This is a genomic window from Streptomyces malaysiensis subsp. malaysiensis (assembly GCF_040653035.1).
Taxonomy (GTDB): Bacteria; Actinomycetota; Actinomycetes; order Streptomycetales; family Streptomycetaceae; genus Streptomyces; species Streptomyces malaysiensis.
This window is the reverse complement of the sequence record NZ_JBEZNG010000004.1, coordinates 91,590-113,857: the sequence shown is the minus strand read 5'-3', so window position 1 is coordinate 113,857 and position 22,268 is coordinate 91,590. Positions and strand designations below refer to the sequence as shown.

Here is a 22,268-nt window from a genome sequence, read left to right as displayed (position 1 = left end):
GGGTCGGCCGGTGTTCGCCTATCGAGCTTGCCAGCTCATGCCCGCCGCCGAATGAGCCTCATGGCACCTTCTCCCGGCCACCCGGCCCACCACGGGGCCATCCGGCCCCTCGTCCGGGGGCTTTCCGCCCCCAGGACACCTTCCGCCCGCGGTGCCACATTGGAGATGTCAGGCAGAGAGGCGGGATCTCGATGCGTGCCCACGTCGGCGACCAGTTGATTGTCGAAAGCCCCACCACCGGTGCCACCAAACGCGACGGTGAGATCGTCGGGCTCCACCATGACGACGGGACACCTCCCTATGACGTGCGGTGGTCGGACACCGAGCAGGTCACCCTTGTGTTCCCCGGCCCGGACGCACACATTCACCCCATCGCACACGGGCCCGAAGAGCCGCGGGAGGCGGCCGGGCAGCGCGTGTCCGCGGCGGCGCGGCGCGGCGCCCGTTCGCTCTCCGAAGCGGTGATCATGGCTCTGGTGCAGGACGCCACGGCCGCCCCTTCGATGCACAACGCCCAGCCCTGGCGGTTCCAGTACCACCGGCGCAGGCGTGTCTTCCACCTCAGGGCCGATCTGCGGGGTGCCCTGCCGCACTCCGACCCCGAACTCCGCGCCCTGCACATCGGCTGTGGCGCGGCCCTGATGAACCTGCGGGTCGCGGTGGCCCACGAAGGCTGGGAGGCGGACACCCGGGTGCTGCCCGACCCCCGTGACCCGATGCTGCTCGCGTCGGTGACACTGACCCGCCCGCTCGGCGACGAGGCCGATCCGGCGGCGCTGTACCCCGCTGTGCGCACCCGGCACACCAGCCGGTACCCGTTCGCCGAGACGGAGATCCCCGGCGCCGTGCGGGCCGCCCTCGTCGACGCCGCACACCGGGAGCATGTCGCGCTGGCCTTCGCCTCCGGCTGGCATCTCCAGTCCGTACTGGAGCTGGCGCAGGAGGCCGAGGCCCGCAACCTCACCGACGCCGGTGCCGCCGCCGACCTGGCCCGCTTCACCCGCAGCGCGGACGACACACGCCCGGCCACCGAAGGGGTCCCGGAGTCCGCCTTCGGGCCCCGCCGCCGGATCGGCAAGGCGCCCGTGCGCGACTTCGCGGGCGGCAAGCCGGTGCCCGGCCGCCCGACCGCCGATTTCGAGTCCGTCCCCAACCTGGCGCTGCTGAGCACCTCACAGGACCGTCCCGTGGACTGGCTGCGCACCGGCCAGGCGGTGGAGCGGGTACTGCTGCGCGCCACCCTGGACGGACTGGCGGCCTCGTTCGTCACCCAGGCCCTGGAGTGGCGGGACCTGCGGTGGCCGCTGCGCGATCCGATGTCGGGCATGGCCTATGTGCAGATGGTGCTGCGGCTCGGCTACGGCCCTCCGGGCACCCGGACCCCCAGGCGGCCGGTCGACGACGTGCTGGATCTCGAGCCGTAGGGCCGGAGGAGCGCCGGAAACCGGGCGTCCGAGTCGGCATAGAGCCACGGAATCCGTTGCCGATGCCCTTGCCCACGGGCTATATCGGCAGTTCCGGATGGCTGTTGCTTATGTGCTTAATCACCAAGGCTGACGCGTCACACCTCGTCACACTCAGGGAGTGAGCATGAGCCTTGACCTGGCGCGTCGTCGTCTGCTGGCGGCCGCGGGCGCGGCGGGGGCCGCGGGTGCCCTCGGCCTCGTCCCCTCCGGCGCGTTCGCCGCCTCCGGCCGTCGCCCGTCCGGATCCCGCCGTTCGGCCGCCACGATCATCCACGGTGGGCGGGTGCTGACCGGGCTGCCGTACCTGCCCCGGCAGGAGGCGCTCGCCGTGGGACGGGACGGGAGGATCCTCGCGGTCGGTCCGGCGTCCGTGGTGCGCCGTCTGGCCGGGAGGGACACGGACTTCGTGGACGCCCGTGGCGGCACCGTCATGGCGGGGATCATCGATGCGCACGCCCACTGCCTGGAGGCCGGGACGCGCACCCTCAACCCGTCCCTGGGCAATGAGAGCTACACCGTGGCCGCGCTCCAGGCGGAGCTCACCGGGTTCCTGAACGCGAGCGAGGGCCAGGAGCCGGACGGATGGCTGGTGGTGGAGGACTGGAACCCGGTGGGGCTGCCCGCCGGGACCGAGACCCACCACCGTGTCCTGGACGCGCTGCCGACCCGCCGGCCGATCGCGCTCAAGGGCTCGGACGCCCACAACATGTGGGTCAATCAGCGCGCCCTGGACCTGGCGAAGATCACGTCGAACACCCCGGACCCGGCCGGGGGCCATATCGTCCACGACTCGGCCGGAGCACCGTCCGGGCTGCTGAAGGACACCGCGCAGGACATCGTCGCGGCGGTGATTCCGCCACCCGACCGGGACAAGACGCTCGCGGCCGCGGCGAAGGCCCTCCACCAGGCCGCGGCCAACGGCATCACCACCTACATGGACGCGGCCACCGAGCCCGGAACCCTCGGCGTCTATGCCGATCTGGCCGCCTCCGACCGGCTGCCGCAGCGGGTCGTTCCCGCGCTGCGCCTGGACACCGACCTCATCCGCGACCCGAAGGCCGCGCTGGCCCACGTCGACGAGCAGCGAGCGGCCCATGGCCAGGTGCCGGGGCTGTGCTTCGGGACGGTGAAGGTCTTCCTCGACGGAGTGATCGAGCACCCCGCGCAGACCGCCGCGCTGCTGGAGCCGTACCTCGACGCCAACGGCAAACCCACCGACAACCGTGGCGACTTGTACGTCACCGCCACCGAGTACGGGCGGCTGGCCGCTGTACTGGACCGGGCCGGCTGGCAGTTGCACGCACACGCGATCGGCGACCGCGCGGTGCGCACCGCGCTGGACGGCTACGAGACGGCGGTACGCGCCAATGGCCGCCGTGGCAACCGGCACACCATCGCCCATCTGCAACTGGTGCACCCGGACGACTACCGGCGCTTCGCGCCGCTGGGTGTGGTCGCCTGTATGCAGTTGCAGTGGGCGATGCGCAATGTGTGGACGATGGACGCCCTGCTGCCCTACATCGGCCCGGACCGCCACCGGCTGATGTATCCGGCGCGCAGCCTGGAGCGGCACGGCGCGGCGCTGTCCGGGGGATCGGACTGGCCGGTGGATCCGCTCGACTCCTTCAACCAGATCCGCACCGCCGTCGACCGGCGGGGCGAGGAGGGGGCGCTGTATCCGGAGCGGGAGGGCATCAGCCGCTCGACCAGTCTGCGCATGCACACTTCGGGCTCGGCTCATCAGCTCCGTATCGACCATGAGACCGGTGTGCTCACCCCGGGCCGGGCCGCCGATGTGATCGTGCTCGACCGGGATGTGACCCGGGTGCCGGTCGAGGACATCACCGGTACGGAGGTCCGGTTGACGCTTGCGGGCGGCAGGCGTATCTGGGACGCGGAGCGGCCCGGCGCCCAGGCGTCCGCCGCGTCGTTCGCGGCGGCCCGGCCGGTCTCCCTCGCCACCGTGCACGGCCGTCATGCCGCGTGCGGCTGCCACGGCCGGCGGCCCGTGGCGTCACCTCTCTCCCTCGGGCCCGCGTAGACCGGTCTCCCTCGGGCCCGCGTGGACCGGTGGAAGTCGGGCGCGGTTCGGGCACGTCCGGCGGAGCGTTCAGTAGCCGACGGTGAAGTGCCGTTCCTCGCCGGGGATTTCGAGTTCGTCGAGGACGGCCACGGCGAGGTCCTCGGCCGAGATGCGGGACGCGCCGTCGGCGGTGGTGAGGAGGGTCGTGGTGCCGCGCCGGTACTTTCCGGTGCGGTGCCCGGGTTCGAGGAGGGCCGGTGGGCTGAGGTAGACCCAGTCGGCATAGTGCGTTCGGCAGATGTCCAGCTGCGCGGCGCTGGCGGCGGCGATGGCGCGGTACGGCGGCGGCACGTACTGCGGACTGTCGAGAACGAGCCGGTCCGGGTGGCCCGGGACCCGCAGGGGCGCGGCGCCGCCGACGACGAGGATGCGTGTCCGGATCGTGGCGGCCGCGGCGAGCAGGGCCGTCGTGGTCGTGACGGCGGTGTGTTCGTGCCCGGGGGCGGGGCGGGTGGCGGCCACGATCGCGTCGGCGCCGAGGAGGAGTTCGCCCATGCGGCCGGGGTCGTTCGCATCGCCCTCGACGGCTTTCACCCCGGGTGGCGGAGCGGTCGGTGGTTTCTTGCGGAACACCGCGACGAGGTCATGGCCCCGCTTCGCGGCTTCGGTGACGACGCGCGAGCCGACCATGCCCGCGGCTCCGACGACGGCGATCTTCATTGAGGCGTTCCTTCCGGAGTGCGGGTGGCGGCGGCGTCGTGTGAACGGGGGCTACGGTCGCGTCGGTCGCGCGGGGTGTGCCGGGTGCGCGGGGGAAGCTGTCCCGCGACGATCGCGGCGAGTGAGAGCGCGAACCCCACGAGCTGGATCGGGCCGAGCGTCTGGTCCAGCACGATGGCGCCGAGAACGGCCGCGACCAGCGGCGAGAGCAGGGCGAGAACCGCGACGGAGGCGACGGGCAGGGTGGTGATGCCCTGGAACCACAGCGCGTAGGTGATCAGACCGCCGACCAGCCCCAGCCACAGATAGCCGAGGGCGGCGCTGCCGTCGATCGCGGGAGGCGATCCCTCGGCCAGGAAGGTGAGCGGCAGCAGAAAGAGGCCACCCGCGGTGAGTTGCCACCCGGCGAAGGCGGTGGCACCGACCCCGGCGGGGCGCCCCCAGCGCTTGGTGAGCGTCACGCCGAGCGCCATCGTGACCGCACCGGCGAGCCCCGCCACGACGCCGACGGTGTCGAGCGCCGCGTTCGGCCCGATCACCACAAGCCCGACGCCGGCGACGCCCGTCACACCCCACAGGAGGCGCCAGAGGGAGAGGCGTTCATGGAGCACGGTGACGGCCAGGACGGCGACGACGAGCGGCTGGGCCGCCGCCAGGGTGGCGGCCACCCCGCCCGGGAGGCGTTCGGCCGCGATGAACAGCAGCGGGAGGAACAGCCCGATGTTCAGTACGCCGAGCACCGCGGCCTTGCCCCACCAGGCTCCGCGCGGCAGCGTCCGGGTGATCGCCAGCCCGATCAGACCGGCTGGCAGCGCACGCAGGAACCCCGCGAAGAGCGGATGTCCCTGGGGGAGAAGCTCGGTGGTGACGACATAGGTCGTGCCCCACACCGAGGGGGCGAGCGCCGTCAGGGCGGTGCGTGGCAGGTTTCCGTGGCGGACACCGTCGGCTCCGCCGGAAGCCACTTGTGTGGTGTGACGTGTCATGCCTCGAAGTGTCGCCGTGCGGCGATTGATGAGTCCAACACATGTTTGTCACCTCATGGATCTCGATTCAAGATGGATCCATGGAGCTCCAGCAGATGCGCTATGTCGTCGCGGTCGCCGAGACGAACAGCTTCACCCGGGCCGCCGAACGGTGTCTGGTCGTCCAGTCCGCCCTCAGCCACCAAATCGCCCGCCTGGAAAAGGAACTCGGCGCGCGACTCTTCGAGCGCACCAGCCGCCGGGTGTGGCTGACACCGGCCGGCGAGGCGTTCCTCCCGGCCGCCCGCCAGTGTCTGGACGCCGCGGAGCGAGCGGCCGCCGAGGTCGCCGCGGCCGTCGGAGAGGTACGCGGACGGCTCGCCGTGGGCCTGATCCCCACCGTCACCGCCGTCGACATCCCGGGCGCGCTGCGGGACTTCCGCGAGCGGTATCCGCATGTGCGCATCCGCCTGCGGGTGGGCGCGAGCGACGACCTCGTGGAGCAGGTCAAGGAGGGAGCCATCGACGTGGCGTTCCTCGGGCTGCCGACCACGGCACGACCACGGGGCGTGGCCGCCCATGAACTCGCGCGGGACCGGCTCGTCGCCGTGGTCGCACCGGACCATCCACTCGCCGGGGAGCCGGAGGTCGACCTGCGCAGGCTCTCCTCCGAGGTGTTCGTGGACCTCCCGGCCGGGACGGCCGGACGCGCCCAGTCCGACGTGGCCTTCGAAGCGGCGGGTCTCAGCCGTGATGTCGCCTTCGAAGTGACCAGCGCGGACTTCATCGCCCGGCTCGTCGGGCCGGGTCTCGCCGTGGCCATGCTCCCCAGGGCTTATGCGCCTCAGCTCGCCGGTGTCGTCACCATCGAGGTGGCCGACGCCCCGGCCCGCGTCGAGTACGTCATCTGGAGCCGCTTCACGCGTACGCCCGCGGCGACCGCCTTCCTCGCCGCCCTCGACATCACCGCGACGGAATCTTGAGCCGGGACGACCCTGAGCCGGGACGACCCTGAGCCGGGACGGAATCCTGAGCCGGGACGGCAGGCGTCACGCCCCGTCCCGGCGGCCTCGCCGCATCGAGGAGGCCCGAACCTCCAGCCGGGTGCCGATCACCACGGGCGGTGGTGTGTGCGGGGGATCCTCCACCAGGCTGACCAGCGCGTCGACGGCCGCCGTACCGGCCTGCTCCGGGCCCAGTGTCACCGTCGATACGGGCGGGACCGTCCGGCCGTAGGCCGGGTCCTCGCTGCCGCACACCACCATCAGGTCCGCCGGCACCGAAAGACCGCACCGCGCGGCCGCCTCCAGGACCTGGTGGCCGCACGGGTCGTACAGGCCGAACACCGCGTCCGGCCCGCCCTCCCCGGTCAGCAGGGCGTCCAGCCCCCGTCCCGTGTCGTCGTCCGCGTCGAACGGGACGACGCACGGCCGCACACCGGTCCGCGAACACCACCTCCGGTAGGCGGTCGCGCTCGCGCGGCTGTAGTACTCCTGGGTGGGCCCGGCGATCAGCGCGATCCGCTCCGCGCCCTGCCCGGCCAGATGCTCCAGGACATGGCGGGTCATGGCCTCGTGGTCGTTGTCGACCCACGTCTCCCGCGCCCCCAGATCGCCGGGGCGGCCGTCGAACACCAGCGGCAGCCCGCGGGCGCGCAGCAGCCGCACCACGGGGTCGCTGGGCGGACTGTCCAGCACCACCACCCCGGCGGCCGGCAGGGTGCGCCATATGTGCTCGGCGGGCCCCGCGGGCATCGCCATCAGCGCGTAGCCACGCCGATGCGCGGCGACGGTGGCCGCGCTGATGGCCCGGGCGAAGTACGGCACGCTCGCGAAGTCCCAGGCGCTCTGGCCGTGGGCGGTCACCGCGAGACCGAGGGTGCGCCCGCCGCCGCCCACCGGGCCGTATCCGAGCGCGCCCGCCACCGCCTTCACCCGGGCCCGCGTGGGCTCCGAGACCCGGCCCGTGCCGTTGAGCACGTTGGACACCGTCGCGGTCGACACCTCCGCCGCCCGTGCCACATCCGCGATCGTCACCCTGGACACGCCCGGCAGAATACGCGCCCGGGCCCCCGCCGATGGCGCTCGCGAGGGCGGGCGAAGCGGGTTGGCGGGCCCGGGGGACCCGCGGGTGGGTGCGTCGCGGCCACCCGCGCCCGCGATGTCCTGCCTGGCCTGGTCGCACCACTGGGCCCCGGTGGCCGCGGGCGGACTCACCCGGCCCCTCACCCGGCCCGGTGGACCGGTCGACCGCATCGCCGCTGCCCACGGCGCCACCCCCGCCCAGGTCGCCCTCGCCTGGCTCCTGGCCCACTCCGAGGTCACACTGCCCATCCCGGGCACCTCCAAGGTGGCCCACCTGGAGGACAACACGGCCGCGGCACAACTGCGCCTGAGCGGTGCGGAGATCGACGAGCTCACATCGTCATGACCCGTGTCCGGCGAACCGGGGAGCCCGGCGCCGAGCGGTACACCGCGCGGGGAGGCCGCCCACGGGCCGTCGGGCCGAGCACCGGGGACGCCTTTCGCTCCCGGGCCGTTCTCATATGCGCGGGAACGGTTCGGTCAGCGCGGTGAGCACATGGTCGGCCTGTGCGGCACGCAGCTCCTCGACGCTGTAGTGGCCGCTGGCGACCCCCACCGCGGTCGCGTTCGCCGCGCGCGCGGCCTCGATGTCGCGCGGGGTGTCCCCGACCACGTAGACCTCGGAGCGGGTCAGGTCGTGCCCGTGCAGCCGGGCGGCCTTGGCCATCGCCAGCCGGGTGATCTCCGCCCGGTCCGGGGAGTCCGAGCCATAGGCGCCGAACACGAAGTAGCGGCCCAGCCTGCCCCGTTCCATCTTGATCCGGGCCGCGCCCTCCATCGCGCCGGAGATCAGCCCGAGGATGATCCCCGCGTCCGTGATCCGCCGCAGGGTGTCCTCGACGCCGTCCAGGACGCGGTACCCCTCCGATGCCGGGATGTCCTCCGAGAGGTGCCACAGATACGCGGCGTACAGGCGGGCCATCTCATCGTGACTGGGTTCGCGGCCGAGCACGGCGAGGAACGTCTTCCGGCCGACCTGCGGATCCGTCTCCCCGGCCGAGGTGTGTTCGCCGATATCGGCGGCCACACCGTGCAACCGGTCGAAGGCCCAGGCCCAACTCCGCCTCCCCGAGCCTCCGGTGTGGACCAGGGTTTCATCGATGTCGAAGAGCGCTGCTATCGGTCCGGCCATGGTTCGTTCTCCTCCGATTCCGCCTTCTCCAGGGTGCGCGATGGCACCGGGAGCGGCCAGTCGCGCGGCGGCCTCGCCGGCCGGAGTTGAGGGTGGATACGGGCGAGCCTAGGCTGGTGGGAGTGGGCGAGTGAGATGGCCCACATCCGGTTGAACGCCCAACCAGCGTGCCTGGCAAGGCGGTCCCTTCCGAACCGGACCGGCCGCATCACGCGGCCACGGGCCGGCTCCGGCCCCCTCCGCCAGGCCCGCCGACGCAGCGCACAAGCGCAGACATCCATCGAGCGCACGGAGGGCGGCGTAGCCATGACCGACCTGGACACGCTGTCGGTGAACACCATCCGCGGACTGTGCATGGACGCGGTCCAAAAGGCGAATTCGGGCCACCCCGGAACGCCGATGGGGATGGCGCCCGTCGCGTACACGCTGTGGCAGCGGTTTCTGCGTTTCGACCCCGACGACCCCATCTGGCCGAACCGCGACCGCTTCGTGCTCTCCGAGGGCCACGCCTCCGCCCTGCTCTGGTCGCTGCTGTACCTGACCGGCGTCCGCACGGTCGACCCCGACTACGAGGTGCTGGGCCGTCCGGCGGTGACCCTGGACGATCTCAAGTCCTTCCGGCAGCTCGACTCGCGCTGCCCCGGCCACCCCGAGTACCGGTGGACCAGCGGTGTCGAGACGACCACCGGCCCGCTCGGCCAGGGGGTCGCCACCTCCGTCGGCATGGCGATCGCCGGCCAGTGGCTGGCGGCGCGGTTCAACCGCGACGACTTCACGCTCTTCGACTTCGATGTGTACGCGCTGGCCGGGGACGGCTGCATGATGGAGGGCGTCTCCTCGGAGGCGGCCTCGCTCGCCGGCCATCTGCGGCTGTCCAACCTGTGCTGGATCTACGACTCCAACCGGGTCACCATCGAGGGCCACACCGACATCACCTTCACCGAGGACGTCGCCGCCCGCTTCCTGGCCTACGGCTGGAACGTGACCACCGTCGCCGACGCCAACGACCTCGGCCGGATCAGCCGCGCCTTCCACACCTTCCGGGCCGAGACCGAGCGTCCGACCCTGATCCTCGTCCACAGCCATATCGGCTACGGCTCGCCGGTCGAGGACTCGCCGAAGGCACATGGGGCGCCGTTCGGGCCGGAGGGGGTCAGGGCCACCAAGCGTGTCCTCGGCATTCCGCCGGACGCCGCGTTCCATGTACCCGACGGTGTGCCCGACTGGTTCGCGCGGGGCATCGGGGCGCGCGGCGCCGAGCTGCGCACCGCCTGGGAGAAGACGTTCGACGCCTACCGCAGCGCGTACCCCGATCTCGCCGACGAATTGGAGCGGATCCAGCGCCGTGAGCTCCCGGACGGCTGGGAGGCCGCGCTGCCCACCTTCCCGGCCGATCCGAAGGGCCTGGCCAGCCGCGACTCCTCGGGCCGGGTGCTGAACGCCGTGGCCAAGGCGGTGCCCTGGGTGCTGGGCGGGTCCGCCGATCTGACACCGTCGACCAAGACCCGCCTCACCTTCGGCGGGGCGGGCGACTTCGAGCCCGACGACCGGTCCGGGCGCAATCTGCACTTCGGTGTCCGGGAGCACGCGGCCGCCGCCGTCGCCAATGGAATGGCGCTGACGAAGCTCCGTCCGTACTGGTCCGGCTTCCTGATCTTCTCCGACTACGCGAAGGCGGCCATTCGCCTCTCCGCGCTGATGGAGATCCCCACGGTGCACATCTTCACCCATGACTCCATCGGGGTCGGCGAGGACGGTCCCACCCACCAGCCCGTCGAACAGCTCGCGGGGCTGCGGGCGACACCGGGGCTGCTCGTGTTCCGGCCCGCCGACGCCAACGAGGTCACCGAGACCTGGCGCGTGGTCGCCGCCCTCCGCCGGGCGCCGGCCGCGGTGGTCCTCTCCCGCCAGGCCCTGCCCACCTTCGACCGCGACCGGCTCGGCGCGGCGAGCGGTGTGGCGCGGGGCGCCTACGTACTGGCCGACGCGGACCGGGGCGAGCCCGAGGTGATCCTGCTCGCCACCGGCTCCGAGGTGGCGCTCGCGCTGGCCGCGCACGAGGAGCTCACCGCCGAGGGCATCGCGTCCCGGGTGGTGAGCATGCCGTGCTGGGAGCTGTTCGACCGTCAGCCGCGGGAGTACCGCGATCAGGTGCTGCCGCCTTCGGTGACACGGCGGGTGGCGGTGGAGGAGGGCTCCACGCTCGGCTGGGACCGGTATGTCGGCGGCGCCGGGGCCATCGTCGGAATGCACACCTTCGGGGCCTCCGCACCCCTCAAACAGCTGCTCACCGAGTTCGGATTCACCCCTGAGCGCGTCTCGCAGGTGGCACGCGAGCTGGTGGCTTCGGGCTGAGCAGGCAACGACGCGACAGGAGAGCACATGGCTACCGACACCCCCATGCAGCTCGGCATGATCGGGCTCGGCCGGATGGGCGCGAACCTCGTGCGCCGGCTCATGCACGACGGCCACCGCTGTGTGGTCTACGACGTCAACGAAAGCGCGGTCAGGGAGCTGGAGGGCGAGGGCGCGGTCGCCGCCCGCTCGCCCGGCGACCTGGTGGCGAGGCTGGAACGGCCACGGGCCGTGTGGCTCATGCTGCCCGCCGCCGTCGTACAGCCCACCCTCGATCAGCTCACCGAGCTGCTCGACCCGGACGACGCCGTCATCGACGGCGGCAACTCCTACTACCGCGACGACATCACCCGCGCCGCCCAGCTCGCCCCGCACCGCCTGCACTATCTGGACTGCGGAACCTCGGGCGGCGTCTGGGGACTCGAGCGCGGCTACTGCCTCATGATCGGCGGCGAGCACGAGCCCGTGACCCGGCTCGACCCCATCTTCCGCACCATCGCGCCCGGCACCGGCTCCGCCGAGCCGACACCCAGCAGACACGGCGACGGAACCGCGCCCCAGGGCTATCTCCACTGCGGTCCGAACGGAGCCGGGCACTTCGTGAAGATGGTCCACAACGGGGTCGAGTACGGAATGATGGCCGCGATCGCCGAGGGGCTCAGCATCATCGACCACGCCGACGCCGGGCTGCGCAAGCGCACCGCCGACGCGGAGACCACCCCGCTGCGCGAGCCGGAGGCGTACCAGTACGAGATCGACGTCGGCGAGGTGGCCGAGGTGTGGCGCCGCGGCTCGGTCGTGGGCTCCTGGCTCGTCGACCTCACCGCGGACGCACTGGCCCGCTCGCCGAAGCTGGAGGAGTTCACCGGGCGTGTCTCGGACTCCGGCGAAGGGCGGTGGACGGTACGGGCGGCGATCGACGAGGGCGTACCCGCCGCCGTGATCTCCACCGCGCTCACCGACCGGTTCCAGTCCCGGGGCCTCGGCGAATTCGCCGACCGGGTCCTGTCCGCCATGCGCAGTGAGTTCGGCGGACACGCCGAGAAGGGGACCGGGTCATGACGGGACCGACGGGACCGGACGACCATGTGATCGTGCTCTTCGGCGCCACGGGCGACCTCGCCAAGCGCAAGCTCCTCCCGGGACTGTTCCACCTCGCCACGGCGGGCCTGCTGCCCGACGGCTACCGCATCGTGGGCTCGACCCCGCACCGGTCCGCGATGAGCGACGAGGCGTTCCGCACCCTCGCGCACGACGCGATCGCCGCCTTCGGACGGTCCAAGCCGTCCGGGCCGGTGTGGAAGACCTTCGAGGAGTCGCTGTCCTTCGGCGCGGCCGACCCCGAGGACCCGGGTCCGCTGCTCGCGGCCGTACGGACGGCGGAGGACTCCCTCGGCGGGCCGTCGCGCAGACTGTTCCACCTGGCCATCCCGCCCTCCGCGTTCGGGTCCATCGTCGGGATGCTCGGCGATACGGGGCTGGCGGAGAACGGCAAGGTGATCGTGGAGAAGCCCTTCGGCACCGATCTGGTGTCGGCGCGGGCGCTCAACGAGACGATCCACGCCGTCTTCGACGAATCCCGGGTCTTCCGGATCGACCACTTCCTCGGCAAGGAGTCGGTGGAGAACATCCTGGCCCTCCGATTCGCCAACGGCATGTTCGAACCCATCTGGAACCGGAACCACATCGACTATGTGCAGATCGATGTGCCCGAGACGCTCGGCATCGAGGGCCGTGGCCACTTCTACGAAGGCACCGGGGCCTTCCGGGACATGGTCGTCACCCATCTGATACAGGTGCTCGGCATCGTGGCGATGGAACCACCGGTCTCGCTCGCCGCCAAGCCACTGCGCGACGAGAAGGACAAGGTGTTCGAGGCGCTGCGCCCCATCGGGCCCGAGCATGTGGTGCGCGGCCAGTACGAGGGCTACCTCGACGAACCGGGTGTCGCCGCCGATTCGCGGACCGAGACGTTCACCGCGCTGCGGGTGGAGCTGGACAACTGGCGGTGGGCCGGAGTCCCGTTCCACCTGCGCTCCGGCAAACGCCTCGCACAGGGGCGCCAGGTGGTCACTCTCGGGCTGCGCGAGCCGCCCCTGCGGATGTTCGCCACCGACCTCGCCGATCAGGAGAAGTACCGGGGCAACAAGATCGTGATCGACTTCGGGGACCCCGGATGGATCGCCACCCGCTTCCTCGCCAAAGAGCCCGGCCCCGCCATGCGGCTCGAACCGGTCACGATGGCCTTCGGCTACGCCGGCTCCTACTGCGAGGCCAATGGACTCGAGGGCTATGAACGCCTGATCCTGGACGCCATGCTGGGCGACCAGTCGCTGTTCACCCGGTCCGACGGCATAGAACACATCTGGGCGGCGTCGACCTCCCTTCTGGAGAACCCACCGCCGATCCAGACGTACGCCCCCGGCTCATGGGGCCCGGAGCCCGCCATCAGCGAACTGATCGCACCGGATCTGTGGCATCTGCCGGACGCCGCCGAGGTCGTGTCCGGAACCGGCGCATGACCTCGGGCGCCGCGGAAGGCTCTCGCTGACAGGAGCGATATCGTGCGTGCCATCGTCATCGAGAAGTTCGGTGGACCGGACAGCCTCGTCTACACCGAACTCCCCGAGCCCGAGCCCGAGCCCGGCCATGTGGTCATCGAGATCAGGGCGTTCGGCCTCAACCACGCCGAGACGCATATGCGCAGGGGCGAATGGGCCGAGGCCGCGAAGGTCAGCGGTATCGAGTGCGTCGGCCTGGTGAGATCCTGCCCCGGCGGTGAGTTCCCCGTCGGGGCGAAGGTGGCCGCGCTGATGGGCGGCCTCGGACGCACCATCAACGGCAGCTACGCCGAATACACCAAGGCGCCGGTATCGAATGTCGCCACCATCGAGTCCGGTCTGCCGTGGGCCGAACTGGCCGTCATCCCGGAAACCTACGCGACCGCCTGGACCTGTCTGTTCCGCAATCTGGAGATCGCCCCCGGGGAAACCCTGGTCATCCGGGGAGCGACCTCGGCCTTCGGCCAGGCCGCCGTCAACCTCGCGGTGAACGCCGGAGCGCGCGTCATCGGCACCTCACGCAACCGCGAGCGGTTCGCCCTGCTGGAGGAACTCGGCGTGGAGCGGGCCGAGTTGGAGGGCCCGGACCTCTCCGGGCGGATCCCCGAGGCCCAGCGGATCGACGCGGTACTCGATCTGGTGGGCAACAGCACCATTCTCGACTCCCTCGCCATGCTGCGCCGGGGTGGCCGCGCCTGTCTGGCGGGCTGGCTCGGCGGGCTCGACCCGATCAGGGACTTCAACCCCCTGCTCCAGATGGCGAGCGGGGTGTATCTCACCTTCTTCGGCAGCTTTGTGTTCGGCAAGCCCGGTTTCCCGCTGTCCGATGTCCCGCTCCAGACGATCGCGGAGCAGGTGGCGGCGGGCCGGCTGAAGGCGAAGCCCTCGCGGGTGTTCCGGTTCGAGGACATCCACGAGGCGCACCGGGTGATGGAGGCGGGCGAGGCCAAGGGCAAGATGGTCGTCGTCCTGGACTGACCCGCCACCGTGCGGGCTCGGCGACGCGGCCGTCCGCCCGGCGCGCCCGTCAGCTGTCCCGGCCCGCCGACGGATACGCGAGGCGCTGACACGCTCGCCCGGACGGCGTCCGGGGGCGCCGCGCTCGGCCGGCGCGGCACCCCCGGTGGGTCGGGCCGGTCGACCGGCCCGCGGTGTGCGGCTACGCCGCCAGGACGGCCGCCGTGGTGCGCCCGCCGTCGACGTCCAGCACGATGCCGTGGACGAACGCGGCCTCGTCACCGGCGAGGTAGACCGCGGCGTGTGCGATGGCCTCCGGGTGTCCGATGCCTCCGGCCGGGGTGCCCTTCATCATGTTCTCGGCCGGGTGCGCCGCGCCGGGCACGGGTGTGTGGACCACCCCGGGGGAGATCGCGTTCACCCGCACACCCCGCGGGCCGAACTCGGCGGCCCAGGCCCGGGTCAGGGTCTCCATCGCGCCCTTGGAGGAGCTGTAGAGCGCGCCGACGGGGATGCCCAGACGGGCGACCCAGGACCCCAGGTTGATGATCGCTCCTCCGCCGGCCTCGGCCATGGCCGGGGCGAGCGCGGCGGTCAGGAAGAACGGGGCCTTCACATTCACCGCGTAGACCCGGTCGAAGCTCTTCTCATCGGTGTCCGGGGTGCTGTCACCGGGGAAGATACCGGCGTTGTTGACCAGGACGTCGATGCCTCCGCCCAGGACGGACACCGCCTCATCGGCCAGTGCGCGGGACGCCTCGGCGCTGCCGTCCAGATCCGCTTGTACGAAGTCGGCCCGGCCGCCCCGCGCCCGGATGGCGTCGACGACCTCCGCGCCCCGCTCGGCGCTGCGGCCGGACACCACCACATGTGCGCCCTCGGCGGCGAACCGCTCCGCGATCGCCCGTCCGATGTTGCTGGTGGCGCCGGTCACCAGGGCCCTCTTGTCATGCAGTCGTCCACTCATCACGCGCTCCTGCCACGTTCGTTCACCGCACCATCGACGCCCTGCGGGCATGACCTCGATCGGGCCATCCGCGCGGGACACCGCCCGGATCCGCCCGGGGGCCATGCCACTGTGCGAAGAAAAAAATGGACTTGCAAGTCCAAACAGGTCAGGCCGCGGCGGCGCGCCGCAGATCCTCGATGCCGAGGTCCAGCGCGGCCCGCAGATGGTCGGCCCGACCGGTCGACTGGAGGATCGCCACACCGCCCTGGAGGCCCGCCAGCAGTGCGGCGGCGCGGTGCTCGACATCCAGGTCGGCGGGCAGGTGTCCGGCCGTCTGAAGGGCCCGGATCCCGGTGGCCAGGCTCGCCTGCCACTGGCGCATCAACGTCACCACGACATCCCGGGCGCCCGGGGTGGAGCGGCCCAGGTGGAGGACCAGCGAGCCCATCGGGCACCGCTCGCCCTGCTCCTCGTAGCGCTCGACCACCACATCGCGCCACCGCTGCCACGCCTCCCAGGAGTCCAGGCAGCCCAGATACGGCTGCTGGTCCTCCAGGACCTGGTCGGCCTCGTGGTGGGCGACCGCCAGCAGCAGCTCGTCCTTCCCCTCGGGGAAGTAGTGGAAGAGCTGGCTCTTGCTGGTGCGGGTGCGGGCCATGACGTCGTCGAGGGTGGCCACCGACACGTCCTTCTCGCGCAGCACCTCGGCCGCGCCCTCGATGATCCGGTTCCGGGTGGCCTTCCCCTTCGCCGTCAGCTCCTTGCGCATGGCGTCGCCCTCTCTCGACTGGACTGGCTGGTCCAGTCTACGGGCCTCGCCCGGCCGGATCAGTCGGCCAGCTCGGCGGCTTCCTCCCGCAGGACGCGCACCACCGCGTTCGCCGACTCCGTGGCGGGCCCCGGCGAATGCGCCAGGCTGACCCGCCGCCACTCCTCCGCGACCCCTTCGACGGCGACGATACGCACACCGGGCGGGACGGCGGGAAGCAGCGTCGAGGGGGCGGTGGTGATGCCCGCCCCGGCCGCGACCAGGCGGAGCTTCGTCAGCCAGTCCCGGGCGGTGTGGCGGACCCGGGGCCGTCCCGGCAGCCCCGGCCACACGCCGAGCAGCGGCTCCTGCGCACCGGCCGGGCTGGCGATCCATGGCTCGTCCGCGATCTCCTCGGCCGTGACACTGTCGCGCCCGGTGAACCGGCCGCTCGCCGGGACCGCCACCGCCAGCCGGGTCTCGAGCAGCGGCTCGACGCGCAGCGGCGGGGCGTCGGTGTCGGGGGAGCGGTGCGGTGGTCTGGAGGACAGCAGGGCGATGTCGAGCGTGCCGGCGCGCAGCGCCCGCACCAGCGACGGGGTGGTGCCCTCCCGAGTGGACACCCGGATCCGGGGGTGGTCCCGGCGCAGCGCCGCCAGCGCGCGGGCCACGAAAACGGCTCCCGCGGTGGGGAAGAAGCCGAGCCGGACCGGGCCGTCCGCCGCTCCCGCCCCGCGCAACTCCCGGTCGGCGGCGTCGAGCGCGTCCAACGCGACCACGGCGTGGCGCAGCAGGGCGCGGCCCGCGCCGGTCAGCCGCACACCGCCGGGGTGGCGGTCGAAGAGCCGGGCGCCGGCCGCCTGCTCCAGCCCGGCCACCTGCCGGGAGACGGCCGACTGGGTGTACCCGAGCGCCTCGGCCGCGGCGGTGATCGTGCCCCGCTCCGCCACCTCGCGCAGCACCCGCAGCCCGGCCAGGGTCACGTCCATGAGCGCATGTCCATGAGCACGCAGCATACCTGCCATGCGGGACATTCGTTGGCGGAATGTCTCCGCGGTTCCTAGCGTGGAGGGCACACCACAGCAGAACGGAACGACACCATGCCTTTGGTCAACATCTACATGCGCGAGGGAACCACCCCGGAGCACCGCCGGAACGTCTCGCTGGGCATCCACCGGTCCATGGTGGACGTCCTGAAGGTCCCGCAGGACGACCAGTTCCACCTCATCCACGAGCTCAAGCCGGAGAACGTCCAGACGCAGCCGGTGTCCTTCGGCATCCGGCGCGGCGAGGGCGCGATGTTCATCCAGCTGTTCTTCAACGATCGCGACCCGGGGCAGAAGGCGGATCTCTTCGCGGCCATCCGCGAGAACCTCCGGCTGTACGCGGACGTCCCGGAGGAGGACATCATGCTCTGCGTGGTCGAGACGAACCGCGAGAACTGGTGGGCGGCCGGCCGCACCGTCAACCCCCGGACGGGCTTTGACGAGCGCATGGACCATGTGCTCGGCGACACCGCGGCCACCACGGACTGAGGCCCGCCAAACGCCTCAACGGTGGTTGGCCAGCGCGGCGTTGAGCTGGACGACGTTCACCCGCCGCTCGCCCAGGAAACCGAGGACACGGCCCTGGAGGTGGGCGGTGACCAGCGCGCGCACGGTCGCCGGCCGCAGACCGCGGGCCCGGGCGACCCGGTTCACCTGCTCATGGGCGTACGCCGCGGAGATATGCGGATCGAGGCTGGAGCCGGAGGCGGTGACGGCGTCCGCCGGGACATCCCGGGGATCGACACCGTCGAACCTCGCCACCGCGGCCCGCCGCGCCTCGATCGTGCGGACCAGCACCGGGTTGTTGGGGCCGAGGTTGGAGGCGCCGGAGGCCAGCGGGTCGTAGCCGCCGGTGGACGGGCGGGGCTGGAACCACGCGGGATCGGGCCCGGGCGCCCGGCCGGAGTTCCTCCGGCGGTCCTCGGGGAGGGTGAAGTTCTGGCCGAGGAGGGTGGAGCCCATGGTCGTGCCGTGCCGGGTGATCCGTGAGCCGTTGGCCTGGTACGGGAAGGCGCCCTGGGCCACTCCGGTGACGGCCAGCGGGTAGAGGACACCGGTGACGGCGGTGAGCACGAGCAGGATCCGCAGGGCGGACAGATGGTTGCGGACCACGGGGGAGAGCGAGCTGGTCATGGCGGTGCCTTCTGCCAGGCCGTCCTGGCGGTCGTCGGTCAGCGCAGTCCGGGGATGAACTGGACGACCAGATCGATGAGTTTGATGCCGAGGAAGGGCAGGACGAGCCCGCCGAGGCCGTAGATCCGCAGATTGCGGCCGAGCAGGCCCGCCGCCGAGGAGGGCCGGTAGCGGACACCGCGCAGCGCGAGCGGGATCAGCGCGACGATGATCAGCGCGTTGAAGATGATGGCGGAGGCGATGGCCGAGGTGGGGCTGTGCAGCCGCATGACGTTGAGCTTCTCCAGGCCCGGATATACCACGGCGAACATCGCGGGGATGATGGCGAAGTACTTCGCCACATCATTGGCGATGGAGAAGGTGGTCAGCGCGCCGCGCGTGATGAGCAGCTGTTTGCCGATCTCCACGATCTCGATGAGCTTGGTGGGGTCGGAGTCCAGGTCCACCATGTTCCCGGCCTCCTTGGCGGCCGAGGTGCCGGTGTTCATGGCCACGCCCACGTCCGCCTGGGCCAGCGCCGGGGCGTCGTTGGTGCCGTCGCCGGTCATCGCCACCAGCTTGCCGTTCGCCTGCTCCCGACGGATGAGCGCCATCTTGTCCTCGGGCGTGGCCTCCGCCAGGAAGTCGTCCACTCCGGCCTCGTCCGCGATGGCCCGTGCGGTCAGCGGATTGTCGCCGGTGATCATGACGGTGCGGATGCCCATCCGCCGCAGCTCCTCGAACCGCTCCCGCATTCCGTGCTTGACCACGTCCTTGAGGTGGATGACGCCGAGCACCCGGGCGGCCCCCCGCTGCTGGTCGCCATCGCGTTCGGCCACCACCAGCGGGGTGCCGCCCTCCTGGGAGATCCGGTCCACGACCGTACGGGCGTCGGTGCCGGACCGTCCCCCGTGGCCGGCCACCCAGTCGGCGACGGCCGAGGCGGCGCCCTTGCGCACCTGGCGGCCGCCGATGTTCACCCCGCTCATCCGGGTCTGGGCGGTGAAGGGCACGAACTGGGCCTCGCCCAGCTCGCCCTCGTCCCGCGCCCGCAGTCCGTACGTCTCCTTCGCCAGGACCACCACCGAACGGCCCTCCGGCGTCTCATCGGCGAGCGAGGACAACTGGGCGGCGTCCGCGAGCTCTTCGACCGGCGTGCCGCCCACCGGCAGGAACTCGGCGGCCTGGCGGTTGCCGAAGGTGATGGTCCCGGTCTTGTCCAGCAGCAGGGTGTTGACGTCCCCGGCGGCCTCCACCGCGCGGCCGGACAGGGCGAGGACATTGCGCTGGACGAGCCGGTCCATACCCGCGATGCCGATCGCGGACAGCAGTGCCCCGATGGTGGTGGGGATGAGCGCGACCACCAGCGCGGCCAGGACCACGATGGACTGCTCGGCCCTGGCGTAGAGCGCGAACGGCTGGAGGGTGACCACGGCGAGCAGGAAGACGATGGTGAGCGAGGCGAGCAGGATGTTCAGCGCGATCTCGTTCGGTGTCTTCTGCCGCGCCGCGCCCTCCACCAGCGCGATCATCCGGTCGATGAAGGTTTCCCCCGGTCTGGAAGTGATCTTCACGACGATCCGGTCCGACAGCACCTTCGTACCGCCGGTGACCGCCGAACGGTCGCCGCCGGACTCCCGGATGACCGGCGCCGACTCACCGGTGATCGCCGACTCGTCGACCGAGGCGACGCCCTCGACCACATCCCCGTCCCCCGGGATGATCTGCCCCGCCTCGACCACCACATGGTCGCCCAGCCGCAGTTCCGCGGCGGGTACCTCCTCCTCCGGCACCGCTTCCGCCGGTGCCCCCGCCGCCGCGCCCGGCCGCCAGTCCACGAGCCGGCGGGCGGTGGTGGCGGTCTTCGTCCGCCGCAGCGTCTCCGCCTGGGCCTTGCCCCGCCCCTCGGCGACCGCCTCCGACAGGGCGGCGAAGAGGACGGTCAGCCAGAGCCAGACGGTGATGACCCAGGCGAAGACGCTGGGGCTCCGGATGGCGAACGCGGTGGTGAGAAGCGCGCCGACCTCCACCACGAACATCACCGGATTGCGCACCATGCCCCGCGGATCCAGCTTTCTGACGGCGTCGGGCAGGGAGGCGACCAGCTGCTTCGGGTCGAGCAGTCCGCCGGAGACGGGACGGGACGGTGCGGACATCACTGGAGCCCTTCCGCGAGCGGTCCCAGCGAGAGCGCGGGGAAGTAGGTGAGGCCGACGACGATGAGCACCACGCCGGTCAGCAGGCCGACGAACAGCGGCCGGTGGGTGGGCAGCGTCCCGGCCGTGACCGGCACCGGGGCCTGCCCGGCCAGCGATCCGGCCAGCGCCAGGATGAACACCATGGGCAGGAAGCGGCCGAAGAGCATGGCGAGGCCGAGCGCGGTGTTGTACCAGGTGGTGTCGACGGAGAGCCCGGCGAAGGCGGAGCCGTTGTTGTTGCCCGCCGAGGTGAAGGCGTACAGCACCTCGGAGAAGCCGTGCGGCCCGGGGTTGAGCATCCCGGCGCGTTCCCCCGGCCGCGCCATCGCCAGGGCCGCCCCGACCAGGACGACCGTGGGGGTGGTGAGGATGTACAGGGAGGCGAACTTCATCTCCCGCCCGCGCAGCTTCTTGCCCAGGTACTCGGGGGTGCGCCCGACCATCAGCCCGGCCACGAAGACCGCGATGACCGCCAGGACGAGGATGCCGTAGAGACCGGATCCGGTGCCGCCGGGGGCGATTTCGCCCAGCATCATGTTGAAGATCGTCATCCCGCCGCCGAACGGTGAGTACGAGTCATGGGCGGAGTCGATCGCACCGGTGGAGGTGAGGGTGGTGGAGGCGGCGAAGAGGGCCGAGGCCCAGACGCCGAACCGCTGCTCCTTGCCCTCGGTCATGGCGCCCGCCGCATGGCCCGCCCGGCTGCTGACGCTGTGCAGTTCGTCGACGGTGACGATGGCGACCGAGGCGGCCCAGATCAGCGCCATGACCGCCACGATCGCGTACCCCTGCCGGTGGTCGCCGGCCATCCGGCCGAAGGTGCGCGGCAGCGCGAAGGCGATCGCCAGCAGCAGATAGATCTCCAGCCAGTTGGTGAAGGCGTTGGGGTTCTCGAAGGGGTGGCTGGAGTTGGCGTTGTAGAAGCCGCCGCCGTTGGTGCCCAGCTCCTTGATGACCTCCTGGGAGGCCACCGGACCGCCGGTGAGGCTCTGGTGGCCCCCGGCGATGGTCGGGATCGACTCGGCGCCGTGCAGGTTCTGGATCACACCGCCCGCCACCAGCACGATCGCGAAGACGAAGGCGAGGGGGAGCAGGATCCGCAGGGTGATCCGCGTCAGATCCACCCAGAAGTTGCCGACCCGGTCGGTCTCCTTGCGGGTGAAGCCGCGGATCAGGGCGGCGACGACGGAGATGCCCACCGCCGCCGAGACGAAGTTCTGCACCGCGAGCCCGGCCATCTGCACCAGATGGCCCAGGGTCGACTCGCCCGCGTAGGACTGCCAGTTGGTGTTGGTGACGAAGGACGCGGCCGTGTTGAAGGACTGGTCCGCGGGCATCGGCGGTCTGCCGAGCGACAGCGGCAGCAGGTTCTGGAGCCGCAGGAAGCCGTACAGGAAGAGCACCGAGACCGCGGAGAACGCGAGCACCCCGCGCAGATAGGCGCTCCACCGCTGATCGGCGTCCCCGTTCACCCCCACCAGCCGGTAGACCAGCCGCTCGACGCGCAGATGGCGGGGGGTGGTGAGGACATGGGCGATGGCGTCGCCCAGCGGCCGGTAGGAGAGCGCCAGCGCCGCCACCAGCGCCAGGATCTGGAGCCAGCCCGCGAGCGTGCCGCTCACTAGAACCTCTCCGGGAAGATCAGGGCCAGCACCAGATAGCCGAGCAGGGCCGCGGCCACGATCAGCCCGACGAGGTTGTCGGGGCTCACAGCCGCCCGGCCCCTCGCGCGACCGCGCCGATGACGGCGAACACGGCGACGGTCAGGACGATGAACACCACATCTGACATACGGGCAGCACCCCGGCGGGTCGGGTCGTAAGGGCCGTGGCCGCTCACCACCTCGGCCACCGACGACCCTTGTTAGCGCGGCCCGCGCCCCCGCCCGGCGATGTCGACGGTGTCTCGGGACAAGTCTGACCGATGGAGTGAACCCCCGGAGCGTCGGTCA

The 22,268-nt window shown here is 71.7% G+C and carries 21 protein-coding genes; 9 read left to right on the top strand and 12 right to left on the bottom strand.

What is annotated here, in order from left to right; genetic code table 11:
- Positions 1-191 precede the first annotated feature (191 nt).
- Positions 192-1,424 carry an Acg family FMN-binding oxidoreductase gene (locus AB0E24_RS10045; protein ID WP_208974114.1) on the top strand — a complete coding sequence of 411 codons (1,233 nt, stop codon included), beginning with the start codon at positions 192-194 and terminating at the stop codon, positions 1,422-1,424.
- 166 nt (positions 1,425-1,590) lie between these two features.
- A complete protein-coding gene (locus tag AB0E24_RS10040) occupies positions 1,591-3,507 on the top strand; it encodes an amidohydrolase (RefSeq protein ID WP_359375941.1) in 1,917 nt (638 codons plus the stop codon).
- 69 nt (positions 3,508-3,576) lie between these two features.
- Here AB0E24_RS10040 and AB0E24_RS10035 read toward each other — a convergent pair whose 3' ends face one another.
- Together AB0E24_RS10035 and AB0E24_RS10030 are read right to left on the bottom strand one after the other, a co-directional pair.
- Positions 3,577-4,209, bottom strand: a complete 633-nt coding sequence (locus AB0E24_RS10035; protein WP_100805741.1) for an NAD(P)-dependent oxidoreductase — start codon at positions 4,207-4,209, stop codon at positions 3,577-3,579.
- On the bottom strand, positions 4,206-5,195 hold the full coding sequence (locus AB0E24_RS10030) for an EamA family transporter (protein WP_359375938.1): 990 nt from the start codon (positions 5,193-5,195) through the stop codon (positions 4,206-4,208). The genes AB0E24_RS10035 and AB0E24_RS10030 overlap by 4 nt, the downstream gene beginning before the upstream one ends.
- 80 nt (positions 5,196-5,275) lie before the next feature.
- Here AB0E24_RS10030 and AB0E24_RS10025 point away from each other — a divergent pair, with 80 nt between their 5' ends.
- Positions 5,276-6,157, top strand: a complete 882-nt coding sequence (locus AB0E24_RS10025) for a LysR family transcriptional regulator (RefSeq protein ID WP_069872541.1) — start codon at positions 5,276-5,278, stop codon at positions 6,155-6,157.
- A 66-nt stretch (positions 6,158-6,223) separates the two neighbouring features.
- Here the strand turns inward: AB0E24_RS10025 and AB0E24_RS10020 are convergent, their stop codons facing one another.
- Positions 6,224-7,219, bottom strand: a complete 996-nt coding sequence (locus tag AB0E24_RS10020) for a LacI family DNA-binding transcriptional regulator (protein ID WP_359375936.1) — start codon at positions 7,217-7,219, stop codon at positions 6,224-6,226.
- A gap of 85 nt (positions 7,220-7,304) precedes the next feature.
- On the opposite strand from AB0E24_RS10020, the gene AB0E24_RS10015 reads away from it, so the two are divergent.
- Complete coding sequence (locus AB0E24_RS10015) at positions 7,305-7,604, top strand: aldo/keto reductase (RefSeq protein WP_434101034.1); 300 nt, start codon at positions 7,305-7,307, stop codon at positions 7,602-7,604.
- Between the two features lie 111 nt (positions 7,605-7,715).
- Here the strand turns inward: AB0E24_RS10015 and AB0E24_RS10010 are convergent, their stop codons facing one another.
- Positions 7,716-8,390 carry an HAD family hydrolase gene (locus AB0E24_RS10010; RefSeq protein ID WP_069872536.1) on the bottom strand — a complete coding sequence of 225 codons (675 nt, stop codon included), beginning with the start codon at positions 8,388-8,390 and terminating at the stop codon, positions 7,716-7,718.
- 306 nt (positions 8,391-8,696) lie between these two features.
- Between AB0E24_RS10010 and tkt the strand changes: the two genes are divergently transcribed.
- From tkt to AB0E24_RS09990, 4 genes are read left to right on the top strand one after another with little or no spacing between them, the layout of a single operon-like run.
- Positions 8,697-10,745: a transketolase gene (gene tkt / locus AB0E24_RS10005; RefSeq protein ID WP_069872534.1), complete on the top strand. Its 2,049-nt coding sequence runs from the start codon at positions 8,697-8,699 to the stop codon at positions 10,743-10,745.
- Between the two features lie 27 nt (positions 10,746-10,772).
- Complete coding sequence (gene gnd, locus AB0E24_RS10000; protein ID WP_069872532.1) at positions 10,773-11,807, top strand: phosphogluconate dehydrogenase (NAD(+)-dependent, decarboxylating); 1,035 nt, start codon at positions 10,773-10,775, stop codon at positions 11,805-11,807.
- A complete protein-coding gene (gene zwf, locus AB0E24_RS09995) occupies positions 11,804-13,267 on the top strand; it encodes a glucose-6-phosphate dehydrogenase (protein WP_079259523.1) in 1,464 nt (487 codons plus the stop codon). The genes gnd and zwf overlap by 4 nt, the downstream gene beginning before the upstream one ends.
- Positions 13,268-13,309: 42 nt before the next feature.
- Entirely contained in the window at positions 13,310-14,284 is a 975-nt protein-coding gene (locus AB0E24_RS09990) for a zinc-binding dehydrogenase (RefSeq protein ID WP_359375931.1), read from the top strand.
- A 181-nt stretch (positions 14,285-14,465) separates the two neighbouring features.
- Here AB0E24_RS09990 and AB0E24_RS09985 read toward each other — a convergent pair whose 3' ends face one another.
- From AB0E24_RS09985 to AB0E24_RS09975, 3 genes are all read right to left on the bottom strand, one after another.
- Positions 14,466-15,230: an SDR family NAD(P)-dependent oxidoreductase gene (locus tag AB0E24_RS09985; protein ID WP_359375929.1), complete on the bottom strand. Its 765-nt coding sequence runs from the start codon at positions 15,228-15,230 to the stop codon at positions 14,466-14,468.
- Between the two features lie 148 nt (positions 15,231-15,378).
- The gene (locus AB0E24_RS09980) at positions 15,379-15,981 is read right to left on the bottom strand and encodes a TetR/AcrR family transcriptional regulator (protein ID WP_079259526.1); all 603 of its coding nucleotides are present in this window, start codon (positions 15,979-15,981) and stop codon (positions 15,379-15,381) included.
- Between the two features lie 59 nt (positions 15,982-16,040).
- A complete protein-coding gene (locus tag AB0E24_RS09975) occupies positions 16,041-16,949 on the bottom strand; it encodes a LysR family transcriptional regulator (RefSeq protein ID WP_359375926.1) in 909 nt (302 codons plus the stop codon).
- A 111-nt stretch (positions 16,950-17,060) separates the two neighbouring features.
- Between AB0E24_RS09975 and AB0E24_RS09970 the strand changes: the two genes are divergently transcribed.
- Positions 17,061-17,495, top strand: coding sequence for a tautomerase family protein (locus tag AB0E24_RS09970; RefSeq protein ID WP_069872520.1), 435 nt, complete (start codon positions 17,061-17,063; stop codon positions 17,493-17,495).
- A 15-nt stretch (positions 17,496-17,510) separates the two neighbouring features.
- Here the strand turns inward: AB0E24_RS09970 and kdpC are convergent, their stop codons facing one another.
- Genes kdpC through AB0E24_RS09945 form a run of 5 tightly spaced genes read right to left on the bottom strand, consistent with a single transcriptional unit; the run spans position 17,511 to position 22,168 of the window.
- The gene (gene kdpC, locus AB0E24_RS09965; protein WP_359375924.1) at positions 17,511-18,140 is read right to left on the bottom strand and encodes a potassium-transporting ATPase subunit KdpC; all 630 of its coding nucleotides are present in this window, start codon (positions 18,138-18,140) and stop codon (positions 17,511-17,513) included.
- 38 nt (positions 18,141-18,178) lie between these two features.
- On the bottom strand, positions 18,179-20,275 hold the full coding sequence (gene kdpB / locus AB0E24_RS09960; protein ID WP_206333664.1) for a potassium-transporting ATPase subunit KdpB: 2,097 nt from the start codon (positions 20,273-20,275) through the stop codon (positions 18,179-18,181).
- A complete protein-coding gene (gene kdpA / locus AB0E24_RS09955; protein ID WP_069872513.1) occupies positions 20,275-21,939 on the bottom strand; it encodes a potassium-transporting ATPase subunit KdpA in 1,665 nt (554 codons plus the stop codon). The genes kdpB and kdpA overlap by 1 nt, the downstream gene beginning before the upstream one ends.
- The gene (gene kdpF / locus AB0E24_RS09950) at positions 21,939-22,028 is read right to left on the bottom strand and encodes a K(+)-transporting ATPase subunit F (protein ID WP_069872511.1); all 90 of its coding nucleotides are present in this window, start codon (positions 22,026-22,028) and stop codon (positions 21,939-21,941) included. Before kdpF ends, kdpA begins: the two co-directional genes overlap by 1 nt.
- Positions 22,025-22,168, bottom strand: coding sequence for a hypothetical protein (locus AB0E24_RS09945; protein ID WP_167459951.1), 144 nt, complete (start codon positions 22,166-22,168; stop codon positions 22,025-22,027). Before AB0E24_RS09945 ends, kdpF begins: the two co-directional genes overlap by 4 nt.
- Positions 22,169-22,268 lie beyond the last annotated feature (100 nt).